Origin of the sequence: Kluyvera intermedia (genome assembly GCF_034424175.1) — a bacterium.
GTDB lineage: Bacteria > Pseudomonadota > Gammaproteobacteria > Enterobacterales > Enterobacteriaceae > Kluyvera > Kluyvera intermedia.
In genome coordinates this window covers 37428-56841 of record NZ_CP139986.1, presented here as the reverse complement: position 1 = coordinate 56841, position 19414 = coordinate 37428, and the positions used below count along the sequence as shown (strand labels likewise).

Genomic DNA, 19414 nt, shown 5'->3' with positions numbered 1-19414 from the left:
TTCTGGCCTTCCAGAGACGCGGATTTCTTCACCCTAATGATCCTCGCCTTAATTCGCGAGGAGGACGTCGTTCACCCCGAGAAAAATATGAAACACATCACAACCACCATCGCTGCATTATTTCTCCTGAGCGGATGCGATAATGCTCCTACCGCCTCCCCGGAACGTCCAGCTCAGGAGGTCGGCATCGTCACATTAAAAAGCCAACCCGTTTCTATCGTCAGCGATCTCACCGGACGCACCACCGCGGCGCTAAGCGCAGAAGTACGCCCGCAGGTATCCGGTATCGTCCAGAAACGGCTTTTTAATGAAGGCGATAACGTGAAAGCCGGGCAAGCGCTGTATCAGATTGATCCCGCCAGTTTTCGCGCCACCTACAACGAAGCGGCCGCCGCCTTAAAACAGGCGCAGGCTCTGGTCGTCGCCGACTGTCAGAAAGCACAGCGCTACGCGTTGCTGGTGAAAGATAATGGCGTGTCCCGCCAGGATGCGGACGACGCACAGTCAACCTGCGCGCAGGATAAAGCCAGCGTCGAGTCAAAAAAAGCGGCACAGGAAAGCGCGCGCATTAACCTCAACTGGACCACCGTCACCGCGCCAATTGACGGGCGCATTGGGATTTCGTCCGTCACGCCAGGGGCATTGGTTACCGCCCAACAGGATACCGCGCTCGCGACCATTCGCGGGCTGGAAACGATTTACGTCGATCTCACCCGTTCCAGCGTCGATTTACTGCGCCTGCGTAAACAGTCGCTCGCCACCAACAGCGACACCCTTGGCGTCACTCTCACGCTGGAAGACGGTAGCACCTACAGCGAGAAAGGCCGCCTGACGCTTACTGAAGTCGCGGTTGATGAGTCTACCGGCTCGGTCACCCTTCGCGCCGTATTCCCGAATCCACAACAGCAACTGCTGCCCGGTATGTTTGTTCGCGCACGCATTGATGAAGGGGTAATGAGCGATGCAATTCTGGCGCCGCAGCAGGGCGTCACTCGCGATGTGAAGGGCAATGCCACCGCGATGATTGTTGGCGCGGATAACAAAGTTGAACAGCGCACGCTGGAAACCGACGGCACCTACGGCGATAAGTGGCTGGTGCAACGCGGGCTTGCGAACGGCGACCGGTTGATTGTTGAAGGCACCGATAAAGTCACCGTTGGGCAGACGGTCAACCCGGTTACCGTGCAGAAAAACGGAGGCAAAGCCTGATGTTTTCCCGCTTCTTCGTGCGCCGCCCGGTCTTTGCCTGGGTGATCGCCATATTGATTATGCTCGCCGGGATGCTGGCGATCCAAACGCTGCCCGTCGCGCAGTACCCGGACGTTGCGCCGCCGACGATTCAGATCTCTGCCTCCTACACCGGAGCCTCCGCCGATACGCTGGAAAACAGCGTCACCCAGGTGATTGAGCAGCAGCTTACCGGGCTGGATAACCTGCTTTACTTCTCCTCAACCAGCAGCTCAGATGGTTCAGTGAGTATTAACGTCACCTTTGAGCAGGGAACCGACCCGGATACCGCACAGGTACAGGTGCAGAATAAAGTGCAGCAGGCGGAATCACGCTTGCCAAGCGAAGTTCAGCAGGCGGGCGTGACGGTGGTGAAATCCCAGAGCAGCTTCCTGCTTATCATGGCGGTCTTTGATACCACTAACAAAGCCACCAGCTCGGATATTGCCGACTGGCTGGTGAGCAACATGCAAGACCCGATGGCGCGTATTGAAGGCGTCGGCTCCCTACAGGTATTTGGCGCGGAATACGCGATGCGTATCTGGCTAGACCCGGCGAAGCTGTCCTCCTACTCGCTGATGCCATCCGATGTACAAACGGCCATTGAAGCGCAGAACGTGCAGGTTTCTGCGGGGAAAATTGGCGCTTTGCCGTCGCCCAATACCCAACAGCTGACGGCAACGGTACGTGCGCAGTCGCGGCTACAAACCGTTGAGCAGTTCAAAAATATCATCGTCAAAAGCCAGTCAAACGGCGCGGTGGTGCGGATTGGGGACGTGGCGCGCGTTGAGATGGGCAGCGAAGATTACACCGCTACCGCCAATCTGAACGGTCATCCGGCCGCAGGCGTTGCAGTGATGCTGGCGCCGGGCGCAAACGCGCTGGATACCGCCACCCGCGTGAAGGATAAAATCGCAGAGTTCCAGCGCAACATGCCGCAGGGCTACGACGTCGCCTTCCCGAAAGACAGTACAGAATTCATCAAAATTTCCGTTGAGGACGTGGTGAAAACACTATTTGAGGCTATCGCACTGGTGGTCTGCGTGATGTATCTGTTCTTGCAAAATATCCGCGCCACGTTGATTCCCGCGCTGGCGGTGCCGGTCGTCCTGCTCGGCACATTTGGCGTGCTGGCGCTTTTTGGTTACTCCATCAACACGCTGACGCTGTTTGCGATGGTGCTGGCAATAGGGCTTCTGGTCGATGACGCCATCGTGGTGGTGGAAAACGTCGAGCGTATTATGCGTGACGAAGGGCTGCCCGCCCGCGAAGCCACTGAAAAATCGATGGGGGAGATTTCCGGGGCGCTTATCGCCATCGCACTGGTGCTGTCGGCGGTCTTTCTGCCAATGGCTTTCTTCGGCGGCTCGACCGGAGTTATTTACCGTCAGTTCTCGGTCACCATTATCTCCGCCATGATGCTGTCAGTGGTGGTCGCACTCACCCTGACGCCCGCGCTGTGCGGCTCAATTTTGCGCCATACCCCGCCGCATAAAAAAGGCTTCTTCGGTGCATTCAACCGCTTTTATAACGCCACGGAGCACGGTTATAAGCATCGGGTGATGAACGTGCTGCGTCGTTACGGCGTGGTGATGACCGTTTATCTCGCCATCTGCGGCGGCATGGCGCTGGCGATGTGGAAACTGCCGGGCAGCTTCCTGCCGGTGGAAGATCAGGGCGACGTCATGGTGCAGTACACCCTGCCCGCAGGCGCGACCGCCGCACGAACCGCTGAGGTACGCCAGCAGGTCATTGACTGGTTCCTGACCAAAGAGAAAGCCAACACCAACGTAATTTTCACCGTCGATGGTTTTAGCTTTAGCGGTAGCGGACAGAACGCGGGGATGGCGTTTGTGGCATTAAAAAACTGGTCAGAACGCCCGGGGGAAGAAAATAGCGCCCAGGCGATCGCACTTCGCGCCACCCAGGAGTTGAGCACTATTCGTGACGCCACGTTGTTCGCCATGACACCACCTGCCGTGGACGGTCTGGGACAAAGTAACGGCTTCACCTTTGAGCTGATGGCGAACGGCGCAACCGACCGCGACACGCTGCTGAAAATGCGTAACCAGCTGATTCAGGCTGCCAACGGCGATGCTTCAATGCACGCGGTGCGCGCCAACGATCTGCCGCAAATGCCGCAGCTTCAGGTTGATATCGACAATAACAAAGCGGTCTCGCTGGGGCTGGCATTAAGCGATGTAACCGCCACGCTCTCCAGCGCCTGGGGCGGAACCTACATCAATGACTTTATCGACCGTGGTCGCGTGAAAAAGGTTTATATCCAGGGCGATAGCGATGCCCGAGCTGTGCCGTCCGACCTTGGGAAATGGTTCGTCCGCGGTAGCGACAGTAGCATGACGCCGTTTTCCGCCTTCGCCACGACCCGCTGGGAATACGGCCCGGAAAGCCTGGTGCGCTACAACGGTTCTGCCGCCTATGAAATTCAGGGTGAAAACGCCAGCGGCTTTAGCTCCGGTGCAGCGATGGCGAAAATGGAAGCGCTCGCCAACAGCCTACCCGCAGGCACAACGTGGGCCTGGAGCGGCCTGTCATTACAGGAAAAACTGGCCAGCGGTCAGGCGATGAGCCTGTATGCGCTGTCGATTCTGGTGGTCTTCCTATGCCTGGCGGCACTCTACGAGAGCTGGTCGGTGCCATTCTCAGTGATTATGGTCATTCCTCTCGGTCTACTGGGCGCGGCGATGGCAGCGTGGATGCGCGGTCTGAGCAACGACGTCTATTTCCAGGTCGCGCTGTTGACCACAATCGGGCTGTCGTCGAAGAACGCCATTCTGATCGTTGAGTTTGCTGAAGCTTCGGTGGCGCAAGGCTACTCACTTTCGCGGGCGGCGCTGCGGGCGGCACAAACCCGCCTGCGCCCTATCATCATGACATCACTGGCATTTATCGCAGGCGTCATGCCGCTGGCGGTCGCTACCGGTGCGGGCGCGAATAGCCGCGTCGCTATCGGTACCGGCATTATCGGCGGTACGTTGACGGCAACCCTGCTGGCTATTTTCTTTGTCCCTCTGTTCTTTGTGCTGGTGAAGCGTCTGTTCGCCGGTAAACGCGCGCGTCAGGAGTAAGTTATGTTTCGTTTATCCGTTTTATTCATTGCTCTCCTCAGCGTGGGCTGCGTGTCAATGGACCCCAACTACACGCGCCCGGAAGCCCCTATCCCGGCAAGCCTGCCTGGCAGCCACGGCGAAGCCACCACGGTGGTCGGTAACTGGCAGCAGGTGGTGAACGATATACGTCTGCAAAAGTTGGTCAGCCAGGCACTTAACAGCAACCGCGACGTGCAAAAGGCGATTGCCGATATCGATGCCGCCCGCGCGCAATATGGCGAAACCCGCGCCTCGTTAATGCCGACGGTGAACGCCGAGTTGAGCAATACCCGTAGCCGCACCACAACCAGTGGAATCAGCACCACGGCGCAGGCCGACGGTGCGGTCTCCAGTTTTGAGCTGGATCTGTTTGGCCGTAACCAAAGCCTCTCCCGCGCAGCTCGTGAAACCTGGCTTGCCAGCGAATTCACCGTACAAAATACCCGTCTAACGATGATTGCCGAGCTGACCAGCGCCTGGGTGACGCTGGCGGCGGATAACAGCAACCTGGCGCTGGCACAGCAAACTATGGCGAGCGCCGCCGACTCGCTGAAAATCGTCAAACGCCAGCAGCAGGTGGGTACGGCGGCAGCCACCGACGTTAGTGAAGCAATGAGCGTTTACCAGCAGGCACGCGCCAGCGTTGCCAATTATCAAACGCTGGTGATGCAGGATAAGAACGCCCTTAATCTGCTGGCGGGCGACACCGTACCGGATGCCTTACTGCCCGGCACGTTGGAGAGCCTGACAGCCAATACTATCTCACTGGTCCCGGCAGGCATCTCTTCGTCGGTGCTGCTGGCGCGCCCGGATATTCAGGAAGCGGAACATAACCTTCTGAGCGCCAACGCCAATATTGGTGCGGCGCGGGCGAACTTCTTCCCCACCATTTCCCTCACCGCCAGCGCCGGAGTGGGCAGCGATACGCTGTCTTCACTGTTTAGCCACGGTATGAGCGTCTGGTCTTTTGCACCGTCAATTTCCCTGCCGCTGTTCACCGGCGGCAGCAATCTGGCGCAGTTGCGCTATGCGGAGGCCGAGAAAAAAGGGCTGATTGCGACCTACGAGAAGACCATTCAGAGCGCGTTTAAAGACGTGGCGGATTCGCTGGCGCGTCGCCAGACCTTGAGCGAGCAGATGGATGCGCAGCGGCAGTACGTGGCAGCAGAGCAGCAGACGCTGGATGTGGCGATGAAGCGCTATCAGGCAGGGGTTGGGGATTACCTGACCGCACTGACGGCACAGCGCACGTTATGGTCAGCACAGCAGACGTTGATTGCGTTGCAGGAGACGGATTTGGCTAACCGCATTACGCTTTGGCAGTCTCTGGGTGGTGGGGTTAGTTGAGGCATTAGCGCGGGGGTTCCCCCTCACCCTAACCCTCTCCCCAAAGGGGCGAGGGGACCGCTCGGTGTCGTCGGTGAGTTGCGGCGCTGGTTTTCCCCCTCGCCCTTCCGGCGCGAGGGGATCGCTCGGTGTCGTCGGTGAGTTGCGGCGCTGGTTTTCCCCCTCTCTCTTCCGGGGCGAGGGGACCGTTTGGTGTCGTCGGTGAGTTGCGGCGCTGGTTTTCTCCCTCTCCCTTCTGGGGCGAGGGGACCGTTTGGTGTCGTCGGTGAGTTGCGGCGCTGGTTTTCTCCCTCTCCCTTCTGGGGCGAGGGGACCGTTTGGTGTCGTCGGTGAGTTGCGGCGCTGGTTTTCTCCCTCTCCCTTCCAGGGAGAGGGCCGGGGTGAGGGTACAACGCGCACCGCTCCCCATTAACAATCAATCATTAACAGGAGTTTTCATGCCGCGTATTTCCCCATCCTGGGTTGTGGTGCTGGGCCTGCTTTGCGCCATTGGTCCACTGTGTACCGATTTTTACCTGCCCGCACTGCCGGAGATAACAGAGCAGCTCAACGCCACCGGCACGCAGACTCAGCTTTCGCTCACCGCCGCGCTGCTGGGCCTTGGCCTCGGTCAGCTCTTCTTTGGCCCACTTAGCGACCGCATTGGTCGTAGAAAACCGCTGGCGCTTTCACTGCTGCTGTTTATCTTCACCTCTGCGATGTGCGCCATTACTCACGATATCCATATGCTCATCGGCTGGCGATTCCTGCAAGGCTTTGCGGGCGCGGGCGGTTCGGTGCTGTCACGCTCCATTGCTCGCGACCGCTATCAGGGCACGCTGTTAACGCAATTTTTCGCCCTGCTGATGACCGTTAACGGCATCGCGCCGGTGTTGTCGCCGGTGCTCGGCGGCTACATCATCACCGCATTCGACTGGCGGGTTCTGTTCTGGGCGATGGCCGGAATCGGCGTAATTTTACTGATCCTGAGCTTAAGCGTGCTACACGAAACGCTCCCAGCTAAAACCGCTAGCACTGCACCACAGCCAAAGGAAACGCCGGTGCTGAAGAACCGCCGCTTTATGCGCTACTGTCTGATTCAGGCCTTTATGATGGCCGGGCTGTTCTCGTACATCGGCTCATCCTCCTTCGTGATTCAAAGCGAATACGGCATGAGCGCCATGCAGTTTAGCCTGCTGTTTGGTCTCAACGGGATTGGGCTGATTATCGCCGCGCTAATCTTCTCGAAACTGGCACGTCGTGTCGCCGCAGAAACGCTGCTGCGACGGGGCCTGCTGCTGGCGGTGCTGTGTGCGGCAATCACCGTCCTTCTCACCTGGCTTCATTTACCGATGCTGGCGCTGGTAGGTCTGTTCTTTACCGTATCGTTTATGAGCGGTATCAGCACCGTATCCGGGGCCGAGGCGATGAGTGCGGTCAGTAGCGCACAGTCGGGCACCGCTTCGGCGTTGATGGGCACGCTGATGTTTGTCTGCGGCGGTATTGCCGCACCGCTGGCCGGATTCGGCGGTGAAACGATGCTCAAAATGAGTATTGCCATGGCCATTTCCTACGCTATCGCCCTGCTTTTTGGTCTTATGAGGTCTCATTCGGTGCAGTAAAACAGGCTGCGGTAATAAAATATTCCACCTTTGTTACCGTCGCTTTCCCCGCCCTGCCTACAAATCTCTTATTACCCCTTCAACACCAATCGTGATAACCTTCACATGAATGGAATAATTAATTCCTTATACTGCCCGCCACTGTGAATGATGAGGTTTTTTTTGATGAGTATCGATCTGAGCAAACTGCTGACTGAACGACGCAACGCTAATAGCGCCAATATTGACACCCTCACAACCGAAGAGATGCTGACGGTCATTAACAAAGAAGATCAGTTGGTGGCCCACGCGATCACGCCATACATTCCGCAAATTGCTCAGTTAGTAGACCGGGTAGCCGCCGCTTTTCGTCAGGGTGGGCGTCTTATTTACATCGGGGCGGGTACCTCAGGTCGTTTGGGCATCCTCGACGCCAGCGAATGTCCACCGACCTTCGGCACCCGTCCAGAGCAGGTAGTTGGGCTGATTGCCGGTGGCCATACCGCGATTCTGAAAGCGGTCGAAAACGTCGAAGATAATGCCGCACAAGGCGCGGCAGATTTACAGGCGCTCAATTTTAACGCGCATGATGTGCTGGTCGGGATCGCCGCCAGCGGTCGAACTCCATATGTTCTCGGCGCGATGGAATATGCCCACCAGCAAAATGCGCTGGTCGCCATTGTCAGCTGTAACCCGCACGGTGAAATGGCAGCACGTGCCGATATCACTATCACCCCGGTCGTTGGCCCGGAAGTGGTGACCGGTTCTACTCGCCTGAAGGCAGGAACTGCGCAAAAACTGGTGCTAAACATGATTACTACCGGGGCAATGATTCGCAGCGGCAAGGTCTACAGCAATCTGATGGTCGACGTGGAAGCCACCAATGCCAAGCTTATCGAACGTCAGATTTCTATCGTCATGGAAGCCACCGAATGCGACCGCGAGACTGCTCAAAGCGCATTGAATGCCTGCGGTAGCCACTGCAAAACCGCCATTGTGATGGTGCTGGCCAATCTGAGCGCCACCGAAGCCAAAACGCTGCTGGCGGACAATAACGGCTTTATCCGCCAGGCATTACAAAAATAATTCCCTACACAGGTAGAGTGGAATGGCAAAAATAAATAAAGAGATGATAGCGCGCCTCCTTGCTCTGGTTGGCGGGGCGCCAAACGTGGTGCAGGCAGGCAACTGTATGACACGCCTGCGCCTGACGCTGCGTAATGAGGAACATGCCGACGTCACCGCCATCCGTCAGGTAGAAGGCGTAATGGGCGTGGTGGTCAGCAACGAGCAGTTCCAGATAATCCTCGGCCCTGGCAAAGCCCAAACCGCTTCAGAGATCATGAATCTGCTGCTGGAAGAAGCGCCGATGACGCAGGAAGAGACTGTATCTAACGCGTCGCTGGCCGATATCGCTCAGGCAAAAAAACAGGAGCTGAAAGGCAAGCAGACCGGTAGGTTGCAGAAGTTTCTCGCGAAATTTGCGACGATCTTTACGCCGCTTATCCCCGGTTTTATCGCCGTGGGTCTGTTGCTGGGTTTTGCAACGCTGGCCGAACAGCTGTTCGTACTGGAGAACGCCCATCCGAACGCCACGCTGGTTGATATCATCAACTATATGAAAGTGTTCAGTAAGGGCATGTTTACCTTCCTGAGCATTCTAATTGGTTATAACACCCAGAAAGCCTTTGGCGGATCCGGCGTCAACGGGGCGATTATCGCTGCGTTGTTTATTTTGGGCTACGACCCGAAAGCGGCGGTCGGCTTCTACTCCGGGATCTCCGATTTCTTCGGCCATACGATCGATCCACGCGGGAATATTATCGGGGTGCTGATTGCCGCCATTCTGGGCGCATGGGTTGAGAAACAGGTACGGCGGATAATGCCGGCCAACCTCGATATGATCCTCACCTCGGCGGTCACGTTACTTATCATGGGCGCGGTCACTTTCGTGGTGATTATGCCGCTTGGCGGCTACCTGTTTACCGGTATGTCCTGGTTGTTCCTGCATCTTAACGGCAACCCGTTTGGTTCTGCGGTGCTGGCCGGGCTGTTCCTGCTGGCGGTGATGTTCGGCGTGCATCAGGGTTTTGTACCGGTGTATTTCGCGCTGATGGAAGCGCAGGGTTTTAACTCACTGTTCACCATTCTGGCAATGGCCGGGGCCGGGCAAGTGGGCGCGGCGCTGGCGCTTTACTACCGCGCAAAGCAGGGTTCACTGCTGCGTACGCAGATTAAAGGGGCTATCATCCCCGGCCTGTTGGGCGTTGGCGAACCGCTAATTTACGGCGTCACCTTACCGCGCATGAAGCCTTTCGTGACCGCCTGTCTTGGCGGAGCCTGCGGCGGGTTCTTTATCGGTCTGGTGGCCTGGATGGGCCTGCCGGTAGGTCTGAATACGGTCTTCGGCCCATCGGGGCTGGTGGCTATTCCGCTGATGACCTCCGGCAGCGGTATCTACGCCGGGATGGCGGTATACGCGGTGGGACTGGCCGTGGCTTACTTCTTCGGCTTCCTGCTGACCTGGCTTTTCGGCAGTAAAAACGTCGATCTCAGCTAACCCTTTTGCCCCCGGCGCACCGCTGGGGGCAAAACTCTCGCCATGCTATGATGCCCGTCAGAAAAAAATCATATGACAGGGTAGAGGAAAAATGGGCACCACCAGAAAAGGGATGCTGAACGTACTGATTGCCGCCATATTGTGGGGAAGTTCAGGCGTTTGCGCGCAGTACATTATGGAAAACAGCCAGATGCAGTCACCGTTTCTGACGATGATCCGCCTGCTCTCCGGTGGCTTTATCCTGCTGACCTTTTCATTTCTACACGGCGACGGCATTTTCCGCATTCTGAAAAACCGTCAAGATATAGCCAGCCTGCTGCTGTTCTCCCTCGTCGGTGCCATGACGGTACAGCTCACCTTCCTGATGGCGATAGAAAAATCGAACGCGGCGACCGCGACGGTTCTGCAATTTCTCTCACCGACCATTATCGTGGCCTGGTTTGCCATCGTGCGTAAGGCACGACCGGGGATTTTCGTCTGTGCCGCCATCGGCACCTCGCTGATTGGTACCTTCTTGCTGGTGACCCATGGCGATCCGACCTCGCTGTCTATTTCCGCTGCCGCGCTATTTTGGGGCATCGCCTCGGCCTTTGCCGCAGCCTTCTACACTACCTATCCATCTACGCTTATTGCTCGCTATGGCACACTGCCTATCGTCGGCTGGAGTATGCTGCTGGGTGGCGCAATGCTGCTTCCGTTCTACGCCGGAGATGGCGCGCAGGTGGTCATCACCGGCAATCTGCTGCTGGCCTTTTTCTATCTGGTGGTGATTGGCACATCCCTCACCTTTAGCCTGTACCTGAAAGGAGCGCAGATGATCGGCGGGCCAAAAGCCAGCATTCTAAGCTGCGCAGAACCGCTGAGCAGCGCGTTTTTATCGCTGCTACTGCTGGGAATTAGCTTCACCCTGCCAGACTGGCTGGGGACGCTGCTGATCCTGTCTTCGGTGATACTCATTTCGCTGGACTCACGGCGTCGCACGAAAACGGCGTAGAGCAAGGTTTTGCCCGATAACCTTCAGGTATCGGGCTGAGACTCAAGGGTTCATTGAAGCCAGTTCGTCTTCTGAAAGCCCCGTAATCAACTTCACCATGGTGCTGTCGATACCGTTTTCAAACATCGTACGGGCTATGCGTAGCGCTTCTTCGCGCTTTCCTTGCTGCATACCTTCCTCCCGCAATCTGTCCGCAATGGTCATCATCCTCTCCTTGTGTTCCGGTAAACGTTCTACTGCCGCCTGCAAAAATCTGTGAAAACGAACCGCATCCCCAGACCGCAGCAAATAATTAAACAGCGCTTTTATCTGACTGTCATTAGCGCATCCGCTAACCAACAGCGTGGCGATGTGCCCCACTAGCCCCAGCAGATCGCGCTGACGAATATGCTTTTGCACCAACTCCAGTAGCGCCACTCGTCGGTGCTGCATTATCTCATCGTCCGGCACCACCGTGATGTCCACCAGCGGAAAGGCCGCAGTGAATAGTTTTCGCGCGTTGATAGGGTCGGCAAATTCATCCAGCCAGCACAGCGAAAAGGGATATGGGCTTTGCATCCCGTGATAAAACAGCATCGGGATCACCAGCGGTAGGCTTTCATGCCCAGCATCCAGATGGCGCTGCATGGCGGCGAGAGCATAGCGCATCAGCCGGAACGCCATATGTGCATCTGGCGAACTTTGATGTTCAATGACCACATAGATATAGCCGTCCCCTTGTGCCGTCTTTAGTGACCACAGCACATCAGAATACCGGGCGCGCAGGTCGGTTTCGATAAAACTGCCAGACTCCAGTTTCAGCGTTTGCAAATTACAAAGCGCCTGGAGCTTTGCGGGTAAATGGATGGAGAGGAAATCTCTTGCCGTGTCCGGATGGCATAAAAATTGTTTAAAGACCGCATCATGCGGCGTTGAGGTAGCGTGTGTTGTCATGGCGGTCCGTCACCCTGGAAGCAGATAACCGCACTGTACGCATCCATAAAACAAACGACAGCCCACAACGTTCCGCTTTACGCACCGCCACGAAAGATTTCGGCGAACCTTTGCAACAGATTCATTTTCATGGAAACCGTTACGCAAAATGACGCGGGAGCGATTGCGGCTTATAGTTAACCCAACGCATTAACTATAAGGATATCCCCAATGAAAAAGATTCATACTGCGGCCTTTGTTGCCTGCCTGATGCTGCCCACTGTGACAATGGCTGCGCCGCTGGAAGGACTGAAGTTTGAGCAGCAAAAACAACAGGTGGTGAAAGATGTGAAGCTGAATTGCCCGGCGAGTAGCGGCCTTAGCGATGCGGTTTTTGCCAATAAGTTGCTGGAGTCAGCGGAGAATAAAACGGCGGTGCAGAGCGCCACGCGAGCCCTGGATAAGAATGATAAAGCGGGTTATCAGAAGGCGATTAAAAACATTCAGTGCCCGACAAAATAGCGGGTGCTGCCCCGTTGTCGGTGTGAACACCTCGCCCGGGCTACCGTTTAATATACGGCTGTAGGCCTGATAAGCTGCGCGCCATCAAGCATAACCACGCACAATGCCAGATGGCGCGCAGCTTATCCAGCCTACAGCCCAAGCGAAGATTTACCGACGGCTATCGGGGAGAATCAAATCACCGCGAAACGCGGTATTGCCCGGCATCTGCGTTTTCTCTTCCAGCCAGTGCACTATCCGTGCAGCAATGGCATCCATTGAATACTCAATCGCCGGTATCGTTGGCACACCCGGCAAATGCACTGTCCCCGCAAGGCTAAAGACCATAACATCTTCCGGTACCCGCTTGTTGAACGCCTGAAGCTGCGGAATCACTTTCTGCGCCTCTTGTTCATCGGCCACGAGTAGCGCGTTGAAATTCACTGTACTGCCATTGTTCAGCAATTCTTGCAGCGCAACGGTGGACGAAATACTGTGCATAAACACCAGATTACGATTAAACGGCAGGAAATTTTTCTCCAGCCCGTGTTTATAGCCCAGCAGCACATCATCGGTAAAACCGCTGCCCATCGGCTGAATCAACGCAATCTGACGGCGCCCCTGACTGGCAAGATAGTTACAGGCCGTTTCCGCCGCAAAAAGGTGGTCAAACTGGATACTGTTGGCCGTGTCCGCCTCAGGACAGTCGATCAGCACCACGTTTTCGTCATCAATCTCCAGCGCGAAGCGTGCCCCGATAATCAGCACGTCATCACACAGCCCGCTGGAAAGTTCATCCAGCGCTGACATCACCGCCGTTCGCGTGTTGGCAAAGCGCAGCAACAGGTGTTTTTGATGCTGACTAAACTGTTTTTCCAGCGCAAAAAGGTAGCCGGTAGTTTGATTAATGTTGTCCATCGCGCAGATAACACCAATGCAGCCAGTCGATTGACTCAGCAGCGATTGGGCTATCACATTGGGACGGTAATTCAGTTCATCAACGGCCCGCAATACCGCCAATCGACTGGCCTCTTTCACCCCTCTTGAACCGCTCAACACACGTGAAACTGTGGCCTTTGATACCCCGGCCAAACGTGAAACATCGTTGATTGTCGACATCTTTTTCCCCAGACAGGCCTTCTGTAGATCCTCTCTACAGCCACGACTCAAATTATAGCTCTGTGCAGTATATCCGTTTCCATTTTTTCATGGAAACCGATTATCCATTTGATATCCGTTTTATCTCAATCGACATAAATTCTGTGAGCCAGGACGAAATAATCAGACCGATAAGCGGGAGAAATTGATGAGTATCACAGATCTAATTTTTATGAATAGAAACCGGTTTCAGTTTCATATCAAATCAAGCTCGCAACAACTTTTTACATTTAAACGAGGGTCGTCGATGTACAAGATTATGCTGTGCTGCTCTGCCGGAATGTCGACCAGTATGTTGGTTAGAAAGATGGTGGAAGCCGCGAAAGAACGGGATTTACCGGTAAAGATTGACGCCTACGGTGTGTCCGAGTTTGACACCCAGTACCCACAGTATCAGGTGGTGTTGCTGGGGCCGCAGGTGAAGTACATGTTAAAAAGTTTGTCCGACAAAGCCGCCACCCAGAATATTCCCGTCCAGGCGATTGATACCATGGACTACGGGATGCAACGGGGTGACAAAGTCCTGGATTATGCTCTGTCGCTGATTAGTGCGACGAACTAAATAGGGTATCCCAATGAGTTCTCTCTATCAGTCTATGGTTGCCGTGATTGAACAATCGATCACCCCGTTGGCCGGTCGTTTGGGGCAACAAAAATACGTGATTGCGATCCGCGACGGTTTTACCGCCGCACTGCCGTTTATGATCATCGGCTCGTTTATGCTGGTGTTTATTTTCCCGCCGTTCTCGCCGGATACCACCAACGGCTTTGCGCGCGGCTGGCTCGATTTCTCAACGCAGTATCGCGAACAGCTGATGCTGCCGTTTAACCTCAGTATGGGCGTGATGACCTTTTTCATCTCGGTAGGTATTGGTGCAAGCCTGGGGCGTCAGTTTAATCTCGACCCGGTGATGTCCGGCCTGCTGGCGTTTATGGCTTTCCTGCTGGTAGCCGCTCCGTATGCTGACGGTAAGATTTCCACCCAGTATCTTTCCGGGCAGGGTATTTTTACCGCGCTGATTACCGCCATCTACTCCACCCGCGTTTATGCGTGGCTCAAGCAACACAACGTCACCATCCGCCTGCCAAAAGAAGTGCCGACCGGTGTGGCACGTTCATTTGAAATTCTGATCCCGGTTGTGGTGGTCATGGGTACGCTGCACCCGCTGAACCTGTTTATTGAAGCACAAACGGGGATGATTCTGCCGCAGGCGATTATGCATGTGCTGGCACCGCTGGTTTCAGCCTCTGACTCCCTGCCCGCCATTTTATTGTCCGTGCTGATGTGTCAGATTTTCTGGTTTGCCGGGATCCACGGCTCGCTGATTGTGACCGGGATTATGAATCCATTCTGGATGGCAAACCTCTCCGCCAACCAGGCCGCGCTGGCGGCGGGGGCTGCATTACCGCACGTTTACCTGCAAGGATTCTGGGATCACTATCTGCTGATTGGCGGCGTAGGATGCACCTTGCCACTGGCCTTCTTGCTGCTGCGTAGCCGCGTCGCGCATCTGCGGACTATCGGTAAAATGGGCGTCGTGCCGAGTTTCTTTAATATCAATGAACCGATTCTGTTCGGTGCGCCGATTATTATGAACCCGATGATGTTTATTCCCTTTGTCTGTATTCCGATGATCAACGCCATCATCGCTTATGGCGCAACCCGTCTGGGCTGGCTGGCACAGGTCGTTTCACTGACGCCGTGGACAACACCCGCGCCAATTGGTGCATCTTGGGCGGCAAACTGGGCATTAAGTCCGGTCATTATGTGCATTATCTGTATGTTTATTTCTGCCGCCATGTATTTACCGTTCCTCCGCGCCTATGAGCGCTCATTAATGAAAACGGAAGAACAGAAATTAAAAGCAGCAGCACCTCTGGCAGAAACAATCAGTTAAGTCAGACGATTTTAATATTAAGCAGTAATACATTATTTTCCGACCTTCATAAATAATGACTTTAACCAGTCAGGGGGCCTTATTATGGTTGGGTTAGAAGACACGGTAATGGAAATTATCATTAATGCGGGTCAATCCAGGTCATTGTGCTTCGAAGCATTGCACGCCGCACGTCAGGGCGAGATGGAAGAAGCCAGAAATCTGCTGCGCGAAGCCGACGGTTACGCTCGTCAGGCGCACCATATGCAGACCAGACTGATTGAACAGGATGCGGGGACTCGCCAGCCAATGACCTTGAGTATGGTGCACGCACAGGATCATTTGATGAATTCATTGCTCGCCCGTGAATTATCAGAAGAGATTATTCATCTGTATCAACGTTAATATTTAACTTTATCTGGCTATGGAGATATTAAATACGCTAATTATTTAACTGTATCCTACAAAATTAAAAATAGAATCAGCTTGTTTTAGTGGCCGCGCTGTCTTTCCACTGGAACGGGATGGTTATTGTCTGAAAATATAATTAATTAATTTGAGATAACCATGAAAACTGTAAAAAAACTTCCTTTAGCTATGGCGGTTATCGCCGCGCTTTGCCCAATTTCCTCAGTAATGGCACAAGATTTTACTCAGGAACAAATCGACGCCATTGTGGCTAAGGCTGTCGATAAAGCGCTGGCGGACCGCCAGGCCAAGATGGACGCGGCTGCCGATAAGAAAGTAGACGTCGTGACCAACCCGCAAACGGCTGCACAGTCGCCGGATATGGCGATTCCATTCGGTTTGAAATTTAGCGGTTACGCCCGCTACGGTGCGCAATTCCAGACCGGCGATCAGAAATATGTCGGCGTTGACGGATCTTATAACGGTGCGTCGGCTATCGGCCGCCTGGGTAACGAAGGCAACGGCGGCGAATTCCAGATAACCAAAGCGTTTAAAAGCAGCAAAGGCGCTATCTGGGATATCAACGTGATGTTTGATCACTGGAGCGACGAAGTTAACCTGAAAAAAGCCTACGTTGGCGTGACCAACGTGCTGGAGTCCAACCCTAACGCGTATATCTGGGCGGGTCGTGACTTCCACCAACGTCCGCAACAGGGTATCAACGACTACTTCTGGATGAACCACGATGGCCAGGGCGCAGGGGTGAAAAACTTTGATATTGGCGGCGTGCAGTTTGACGTGGCTGGGGTATCGCAGGTTGATTCCTGTAGCCCGGAAGTCATGGCCGACGAAGCCAACCCATCACGCATCACCTGTACCGGCAGCTCCGGCACCGGCGATGACGGTCACTATGCGCTGACCACCAAAACGCACAATATCAAAGCTGGCCCAATCGACGTTGAGGTGTATGCCAACTACGGTTTCGATTCGAAAGCCGTGGACAACGACAAGCAGCTTGATGCCTGGCAGGGCGGTCTGTTGCTGAGCCATACCAACGACAGCGGCATCAACAAAGTGATTCTGCGCTACTCGGATAACTCAGATAACAGCGTCTACAACAAGACTGACGATTTGACCGCTATCTACGCCAGCTTCGAAGGTCTGCATAAATTTACCCAGCAAGCGCAAATTGAATACCTGTTGGCCTTCCATGACTACGATAACAGCAAAGATAAAACCGACAACCGTAAAAACTACGGTGTGATCGTGCGCCCAATGTACTTCTGGAACGACGTGCACTCCACCTGGCTTGAAGCGGGTTACCAGCGTGTTGATTACGATCAGGGCGGTGACAATAACGGTTGGAAGCTGACGCTGTCGCAGAACATTGCTATCGGTATGGGGCCAGAATTCCGTCCGATGCTGCGCTTCTACGTGACCGGCGGTCAGGTCGACAACAAGCGCACGGCGAAGGTCAACGGTACCGAAGACCAGCAGTTGGATTCGCTGAACGTAGGCGGGATGTTTGAGGCCTGGTTCTAAGTAGACCATGCGTTGACTCCCCGGAGTCGGCACTGTCGCACCTCGTCCGGGCTACAAATATTACAACCCCTGTAGCCCGGCCAAGCGCAGCGCCGTCGGGGTTTTCCCGATTATGATTTGATTCTGACTTTAAGCGTCACCAGTAGCGCCGTCAGTAACATCAGCGCACCAGAGATGATCAGCGGTGACGTGAGCCCCAGTCGGTCCAGCGCCAGACCACCAATGGCTGCACCGCAGGTATTGGCCAGCTGAATGACCGCTACCTGAATAGACCCGGCTTTTTCTGCCTGATCTGCAAGCGAGCGGGTGATCCACGTCGACCAACCGACCGGCACCAGCGCAAACGCCAGTCCCCAGATAACCGCAATCCCAGACGCGACAATCTTATCACTGCCCCATAGCACCAATATCAGCGCACTGAGTGCCAGCACAAACGGCGCTCCAGCTAGAGCCAACTTAACCGAACGCTTCAGAATGACCGACGAGAACGAGGTGCCAACAAAGCTGGCAATACCAAAACTCAACAGCACCAGCGTCAAACCATCCACATCAAAGCCCGCCAGATTCATATACACCGGACGGATATAGGTAAAGAAGGCAAACTGCCCGGCAAAGGACAGGAAGATGGCAATCATCCCAGCCATCACACCCGGACGTTGCAGCAGGCTAAACATATTTTGCTTGTGATGCGCCGGTTCACCCGGCAGAGAAGGCAGGGCTTTCAGCACCCAAAACGTACACAGCACGCCCATCACCGCTGCGCCGTTAAAGACGTTGCGCCAGCCGATAATGCCGCCTAAAAAGCTGCCCAGCGGTGCTGCGATCACCAGCGCAATCGACACGGCGCCAAAAATTACCGACAGCGCTTTCGGCACCGTTCGTACCGGCACTAATCGCATAGTCAACGATGCCGACATCGCCCAGAATCCGCCGAGCGCCAGGCCCAGACAGGCGCGCCCGATCAGCAGCAACGTAAACGAGTTGGAAAATGACACCAGCAGGCACGAGAGCGTCAACAGGATAGAGAACAGAATCACCACATAACGGCGGTTAGTCGCGCCGATTGCCTGGGTAATAAACAGGCTGGCGAACATGGCGACAAATGCCGTCACGGTGACCGACTGCCCAGCGACACCTTCTGAAATACCCAAATCCTGCGCCATTGGCGTCAGCAGACTCACGGGTAAAAACTCAACGGTAATCAGGCAGGCGACGCAAAATGCCACGGCAAAAACCGCCGACCAGTTGGGCCGGGCAACGGCCTCAGCGCGAGGTTTTTCTTCGATATGTTCACTCATTTTTGTTACCTGCGAGGTGTTTTTGTAGAAAAGTCACGCAGTGTAACATTTTAAATGTGATGGATTTAACGTTTTGGCAACTGTCGCCGTTGAACTACGTTTTGCGAGGAGGCTCGTGCACTGGGCAAAATTCTTTATTTATCCGTTTAAAGCCCTTAACAAATGCTTACTATAACACTAAGTGCTATATTTACGGTTACAGGATGTCACTCAATGCGTATTTTCAAAACCAAATGGTTTAACAAGGAAGCTCACTCTCACGCGATTAATGATGATGAATTATGCTGCGCTATCAAGGCTGCGCTGCAAGGGAAAGCCGACAATCTTGGCGGCGGCGTCTTCAAAAAACGCCTTAATCAGAATCGTGACCGTGCCATTGTTCTGGCTAAAGGGGGTGAACATTGGTTTTACACATTTCTGTACGCTAAACAAGATATGTCGACTATCAGCTATCGCGAGCTGGCTGGGTTCCGTGAGTTAGCAAAGCACTACGCTAACCTCGCCGATGACAAGCTCATCGCGTTAATCAGGAATAAGGAATTGGTGGAGGTTTTCTATGACCACAAAAAATAAACACAAAAGCCCTGCCTTCGAAGCAATCCATAGCGCTGCCGCTGGGTTGTTTAGCGTAGATGCGATTCCGCAGGAAACCATGCGCAACTTTGATAAAACGTGCATTAGTCACGTACAAGACCTTCAGCCCATTGAGATAAAAGCGATGCGTGAGAAGCTAAACATCAGCCAGCCCATTTTCGCCCGCTACCTGAACACCAGCGTTTCAACGATACAAAAATGGGAAACAGGTGCTAAGCGGCCCAGTGGGATGTCGCTGAAACTGCTTAGCGTAGTTCAAAAACATGGCCTGAAAGTACTGGTGTAATAACTAAGCCGGATGAGGCT

Annotated in this window: 17 protein-coding genes; 14 read left to right on the top strand and 3 right to left on the bottom strand. The window is 54.6% G+C overall.

Annotated features, from left to right (window positions below; translation table 11 throughout):
- Positions 1–87 precede the first annotated feature (87 nt).
- The 7 genes from U0026_RS00260 to U0026_RS00230 all read left to right on the top strand — a co-directional run bounded on the left by U0026_RS00260 (position 88) and on the right by U0026_RS00230 (position 10818).
- The gene (locus tag U0026_RS00260) at positions 88–1209 is read left to right on the top strand and encodes an efflux RND transporter periplasmic adaptor subunit (RefSeq protein ID WP_062779193.1); all 1122 of its coding nucleotides are present in this window, start codon (positions 88–90) and stop codon (positions 1207–1209) included.
- Positions 1209–4316: an efflux RND transporter permease subunit gene (locus U0026_RS00255; protein ID WP_062779196.1), complete on the top strand. Its 3108-nt coding sequence runs from the start codon at positions 1209–1211 to the stop codon at positions 4314–4316. Before U0026_RS00260 ends, U0026_RS00255 begins: the two co-directional genes overlap by 1 nt.
- A 3-nt stretch (positions 4317–4319) precedes the next feature.
- Positions 4320–5684, top strand: coding sequence for an efflux transporter outer membrane subunit (locus U0026_RS00250; RefSeq protein WP_062779199.1), 1365 nt, complete (start codon positions 4320–4322; stop codon positions 5682–5684).
- 437 nt (positions 5685–6121) lie between these two features.
- A complete protein-coding gene (locus tag U0026_RS00245; RefSeq protein WP_062776747.1) occupies positions 6122–7285 on the top strand; it encodes a multidrug effflux MFS transporter in 1164 nt (387 codons plus the stop codon).
- A 165-nt stretch (positions 7286–7450) separates the two neighbouring features.
- On the top strand, positions 7451–8350 hold the full coding sequence (gene murQ, locus U0026_RS00240; RefSeq protein WP_062776746.1) for an N-acetylmuramic acid 6-phosphate etherase: 900 nt from the start codon (positions 7451–7453) through the stop codon (positions 8348–8350).
- 22 nt (positions 8351–8372) lie between these two features.
- On the top strand, positions 8373–9824 hold the full coding sequence (murP, locus tag U0026_RS00235) for a PTS N-acetylmuramic acid transporter subunit IIBC (RefSeq protein ID WP_062776744.1): 1452 nt from the start codon (positions 8373–8375) through the stop codon (positions 9822–9824).
- A gap of 91 nt (positions 9825–9915) precedes the next feature.
- Positions 9916–10818 (top strand): EamA family transporter, encoded by a 903-nt coding sequence (locus U0026_RS00230; protein ID WP_062776742.1) that lies wholly within the window; start codon positions 9916–9918, stop codon positions 10816–10818.
- Positions 10819–10860: 42 nt separating this feature from the next.
- On the opposite strand, the gene U0026_RS00225 is transcribed toward U0026_RS00230, so the two are convergent.
- Complete coding sequence (locus tag U0026_RS00225) at positions 10861–11751, bottom strand: Rpn family recombination-promoting nuclease/putative transposase (RefSeq protein WP_062776741.1); 891 nt, start codon at positions 11749–11751, stop codon at positions 10861–10863.
- A gap of 210 nt (positions 11752–11961) precedes the next feature.
- Here U0026_RS00225 and U0026_RS00220 point away from each other — a divergent pair, with 210 nt between their 5' ends.
- Positions 11962–12252, top strand: a complete 291-nt coding sequence (locus U0026_RS00220) for a YicS family protein (RefSeq protein WP_062776739.1) — start codon at positions 11962–11964, stop codon at positions 12250–12252.
- Between the two features lie 150 nt (positions 12253–12402).
- On the opposite strand, the gene U0026_RS00215 is transcribed toward U0026_RS00220, so the two are convergent.
- On the bottom strand, positions 12403–13350 hold the full coding sequence (locus U0026_RS00215) for a LacI family DNA-binding transcriptional regulator (RefSeq protein ID WP_062776737.1): 948 nt from the start codon (positions 13348–13350) through the stop codon (positions 12403–12405).
- 286 nt (positions 13351–13636) lie between these two features.
- Here U0026_RS00215 and U0026_RS00210 point away from each other — a divergent pair, with 286 nt between their 5' ends.
- The 4 genes from U0026_RS00210 (at position 13637) to U0026_RS00195 (ending at position 17216) form a co-directional block, all read left to right on the top strand.
- Positions 13637–13951 (top strand): PTS sugar transporter subunit IIB, encoded by a 315-nt coding sequence (locus U0026_RS00210; RefSeq protein ID WP_062776735.1) that lies wholly within the window; start codon positions 13637–13639, stop codon positions 13949–13951.
- Between the two features lie 13 nt (positions 13952–13964).
- A complete protein-coding gene (locus U0026_RS00205; RefSeq protein WP_062776734.1) occupies positions 13965–15287 on the top strand; it encodes a PTS sugar transporter subunit IIC in 1323 nt (440 codons plus the stop codon).
- Between the two features lie 84 nt (positions 15288–15371).
- Complete coding sequence (locus U0026_RS00200; protein ID WP_153741826.1) at positions 15372–15671, top strand: PTS lactose/cellobiose transporter subunit IIA; 300 nt, start codon at positions 15372–15374, stop codon at positions 15669–15671.
- 162 nt (positions 15672–15833) lie between these two features.
- Positions 15834–17216, top strand: coding sequence for a carbohydrate porin (locus tag U0026_RS00195; protein ID WP_062776730.1), 1383 nt, complete (start codon positions 15834–15836; stop codon positions 17214–17216).
- Between the two features lie 110 nt (positions 17217–17326).
- On the opposite strand, the gene nepI is transcribed toward U0026_RS00195, so the two are convergent.
- Entirely contained in the window at positions 17327–18514 is a 1188-nt protein-coding gene (nepI, locus tag U0026_RS00190; protein ID WP_062776728.1) for a purine ribonucleoside efflux pump NepI, read from the bottom strand.
- 213 nt (positions 18515–18727) lie between these two features.
- On the opposite strand from nepI, the gene U0026_RS00185 reads away from it, so the two are divergent.
- Both U0026_RS00185 and U0026_RS00180 read left to right on the top strand, forming a co-directional pair.
- Positions 18728–19087, top strand: coding sequence for a type II toxin-antitoxin system RelE/ParE family toxin (locus U0026_RS00185; protein ID WP_062776727.1), 360 nt, complete (start codon positions 18728–18730; stop codon positions 19085–19087).
- A complete protein-coding gene (locus tag U0026_RS00180) occupies positions 19071–19394 on the top strand; it encodes a helix-turn-helix domain-containing protein (RefSeq protein WP_062776725.1) in 324 nt (107 codons plus the stop codon). The genes U0026_RS00185 and U0026_RS00180 overlap by 17 nt, the downstream gene beginning before the upstream one ends.
- Positions 19395–19414: the final 20 nt, after the last annotated feature.

What these genes read in the sequence shown, in the direction of transcription:
- U0026_RS00185 (WP_062776727.1), top strand. Translation starts at nt 18,728, where the DNA reads ATGCGTATTTTCAAAACCAAATGGTTTAACAAGGAAGCTCACTCTCAC.
- U0026_RS00210 (WP_062776735.1), top strand. Translation starts at nt 13,637, where the DNA reads ATGTACAAGATTATGCTGTGCTGCTCTGCCGGAATGTCGACCAGTATG.
- U0026_RS00260 (WP_062779193.1), top strand. Translation starts at nt 88, where the DNA reads ATGAAACACATCACAACCACCATCGCTGCATTATTTCTCCTGAGCGGA.
- U0026_RS00205 (WP_062776734.1), top strand. Translation starts at nt 13,965, where the DNA reads ATGAGTTCTCTCTATCAGTCTATGGTTGCCGTGATTGAACAATCGATC.
- U0026_RS00255 (WP_062779196.1), top strand. Translation starts at nt 1,209, where the DNA reads ATGTTTTCCCGCTTCTTCGTGCGCCGCCCGGTCTTTGCCTGGGTGATC.
- U0026_RS00250 (WP_062779199.1), top strand. Translation starts at nt 4,320, where the DNA reads ATGTTTCGTTTATCCGTTTTATTCATTGCTCTCCTCAGCGTGGGCTGC.
- murQ (WP_062776746.1), top strand. Translation starts at nt 7,451, where the DNA reads ATGAGTATCGATCTGAGCAAACTGCTGACTGAACGACGCAACGCTAAT.
- nepI (WP_062776728.1), bottom strand. Translation starts at nt 18,514, where the DNA reads ATGAGTGAACATATCGAAGAAAAACCTCGCGCTGAGGCCGTTGCCCGG.
- U0026_RS00200 (WP_153741826.1), top strand. Translation starts at nt 15,372, where the DNA reads ATGGTTGGGTTAGAAGACACGGTAATGGAAATTATCATTAATGCGGGT.
- U0026_RS00225 (WP_062776741.1), bottom strand. Translation starts at nt 11,751, where the DNA reads ATGACAACACACGCTACCTCAACGCCGCATGATGCGGTCTTTAAACAA.
- U0026_RS00220 (WP_062776739.1), top strand. Translation starts at nt 11,962, where the DNA reads ATGAAAAAGATTCATACTGCGGCCTTTGTTGCCTGCCTGATGCTGCCC.
- murP (WP_062776744.1), top strand. Translation starts at nt 8,373, where the DNA reads ATGGCAAAAATAAATAAAGAGATGATAGCGCGCCTCCTTGCTCTGGTT.
- U0026_RS00215 (WP_062776737.1), bottom strand. Translation starts at nt 13,350, where the DNA reads ATGTCGACAATCAACGATGTTTCACGTTTGGCCGGGGTATCAAAGGCC.
- U0026_RS00180 (WP_062776725.1), top strand. Translation starts at nt 19,071, where the DNA reads ATGACCACAAAAAATAAACACAAAAGCCCTGCCTTCGAAGCAATCCAT.
- U0026_RS00195 (WP_062776730.1), top strand. Translation starts at nt 15,834, where the DNA reads ATGAAAACTGTAAAAAAACTTCCTTTAGCTATGGCGGTTATCGCCGCG.
- U0026_RS00230 (WP_062776742.1), top strand. Translation starts at nt 9,916, where the DNA reads ATGGGCACCACCAGAAAAGGGATGCTGAACGTACTGATTGCCGCCATA.
- U0026_RS00245 (WP_062776747.1), top strand. Translation starts at nt 6,122, where the DNA reads ATGCCGCGTATTTCCCCATCCTGGGTTGTGGTGCTGGGCCTGCTTTGC.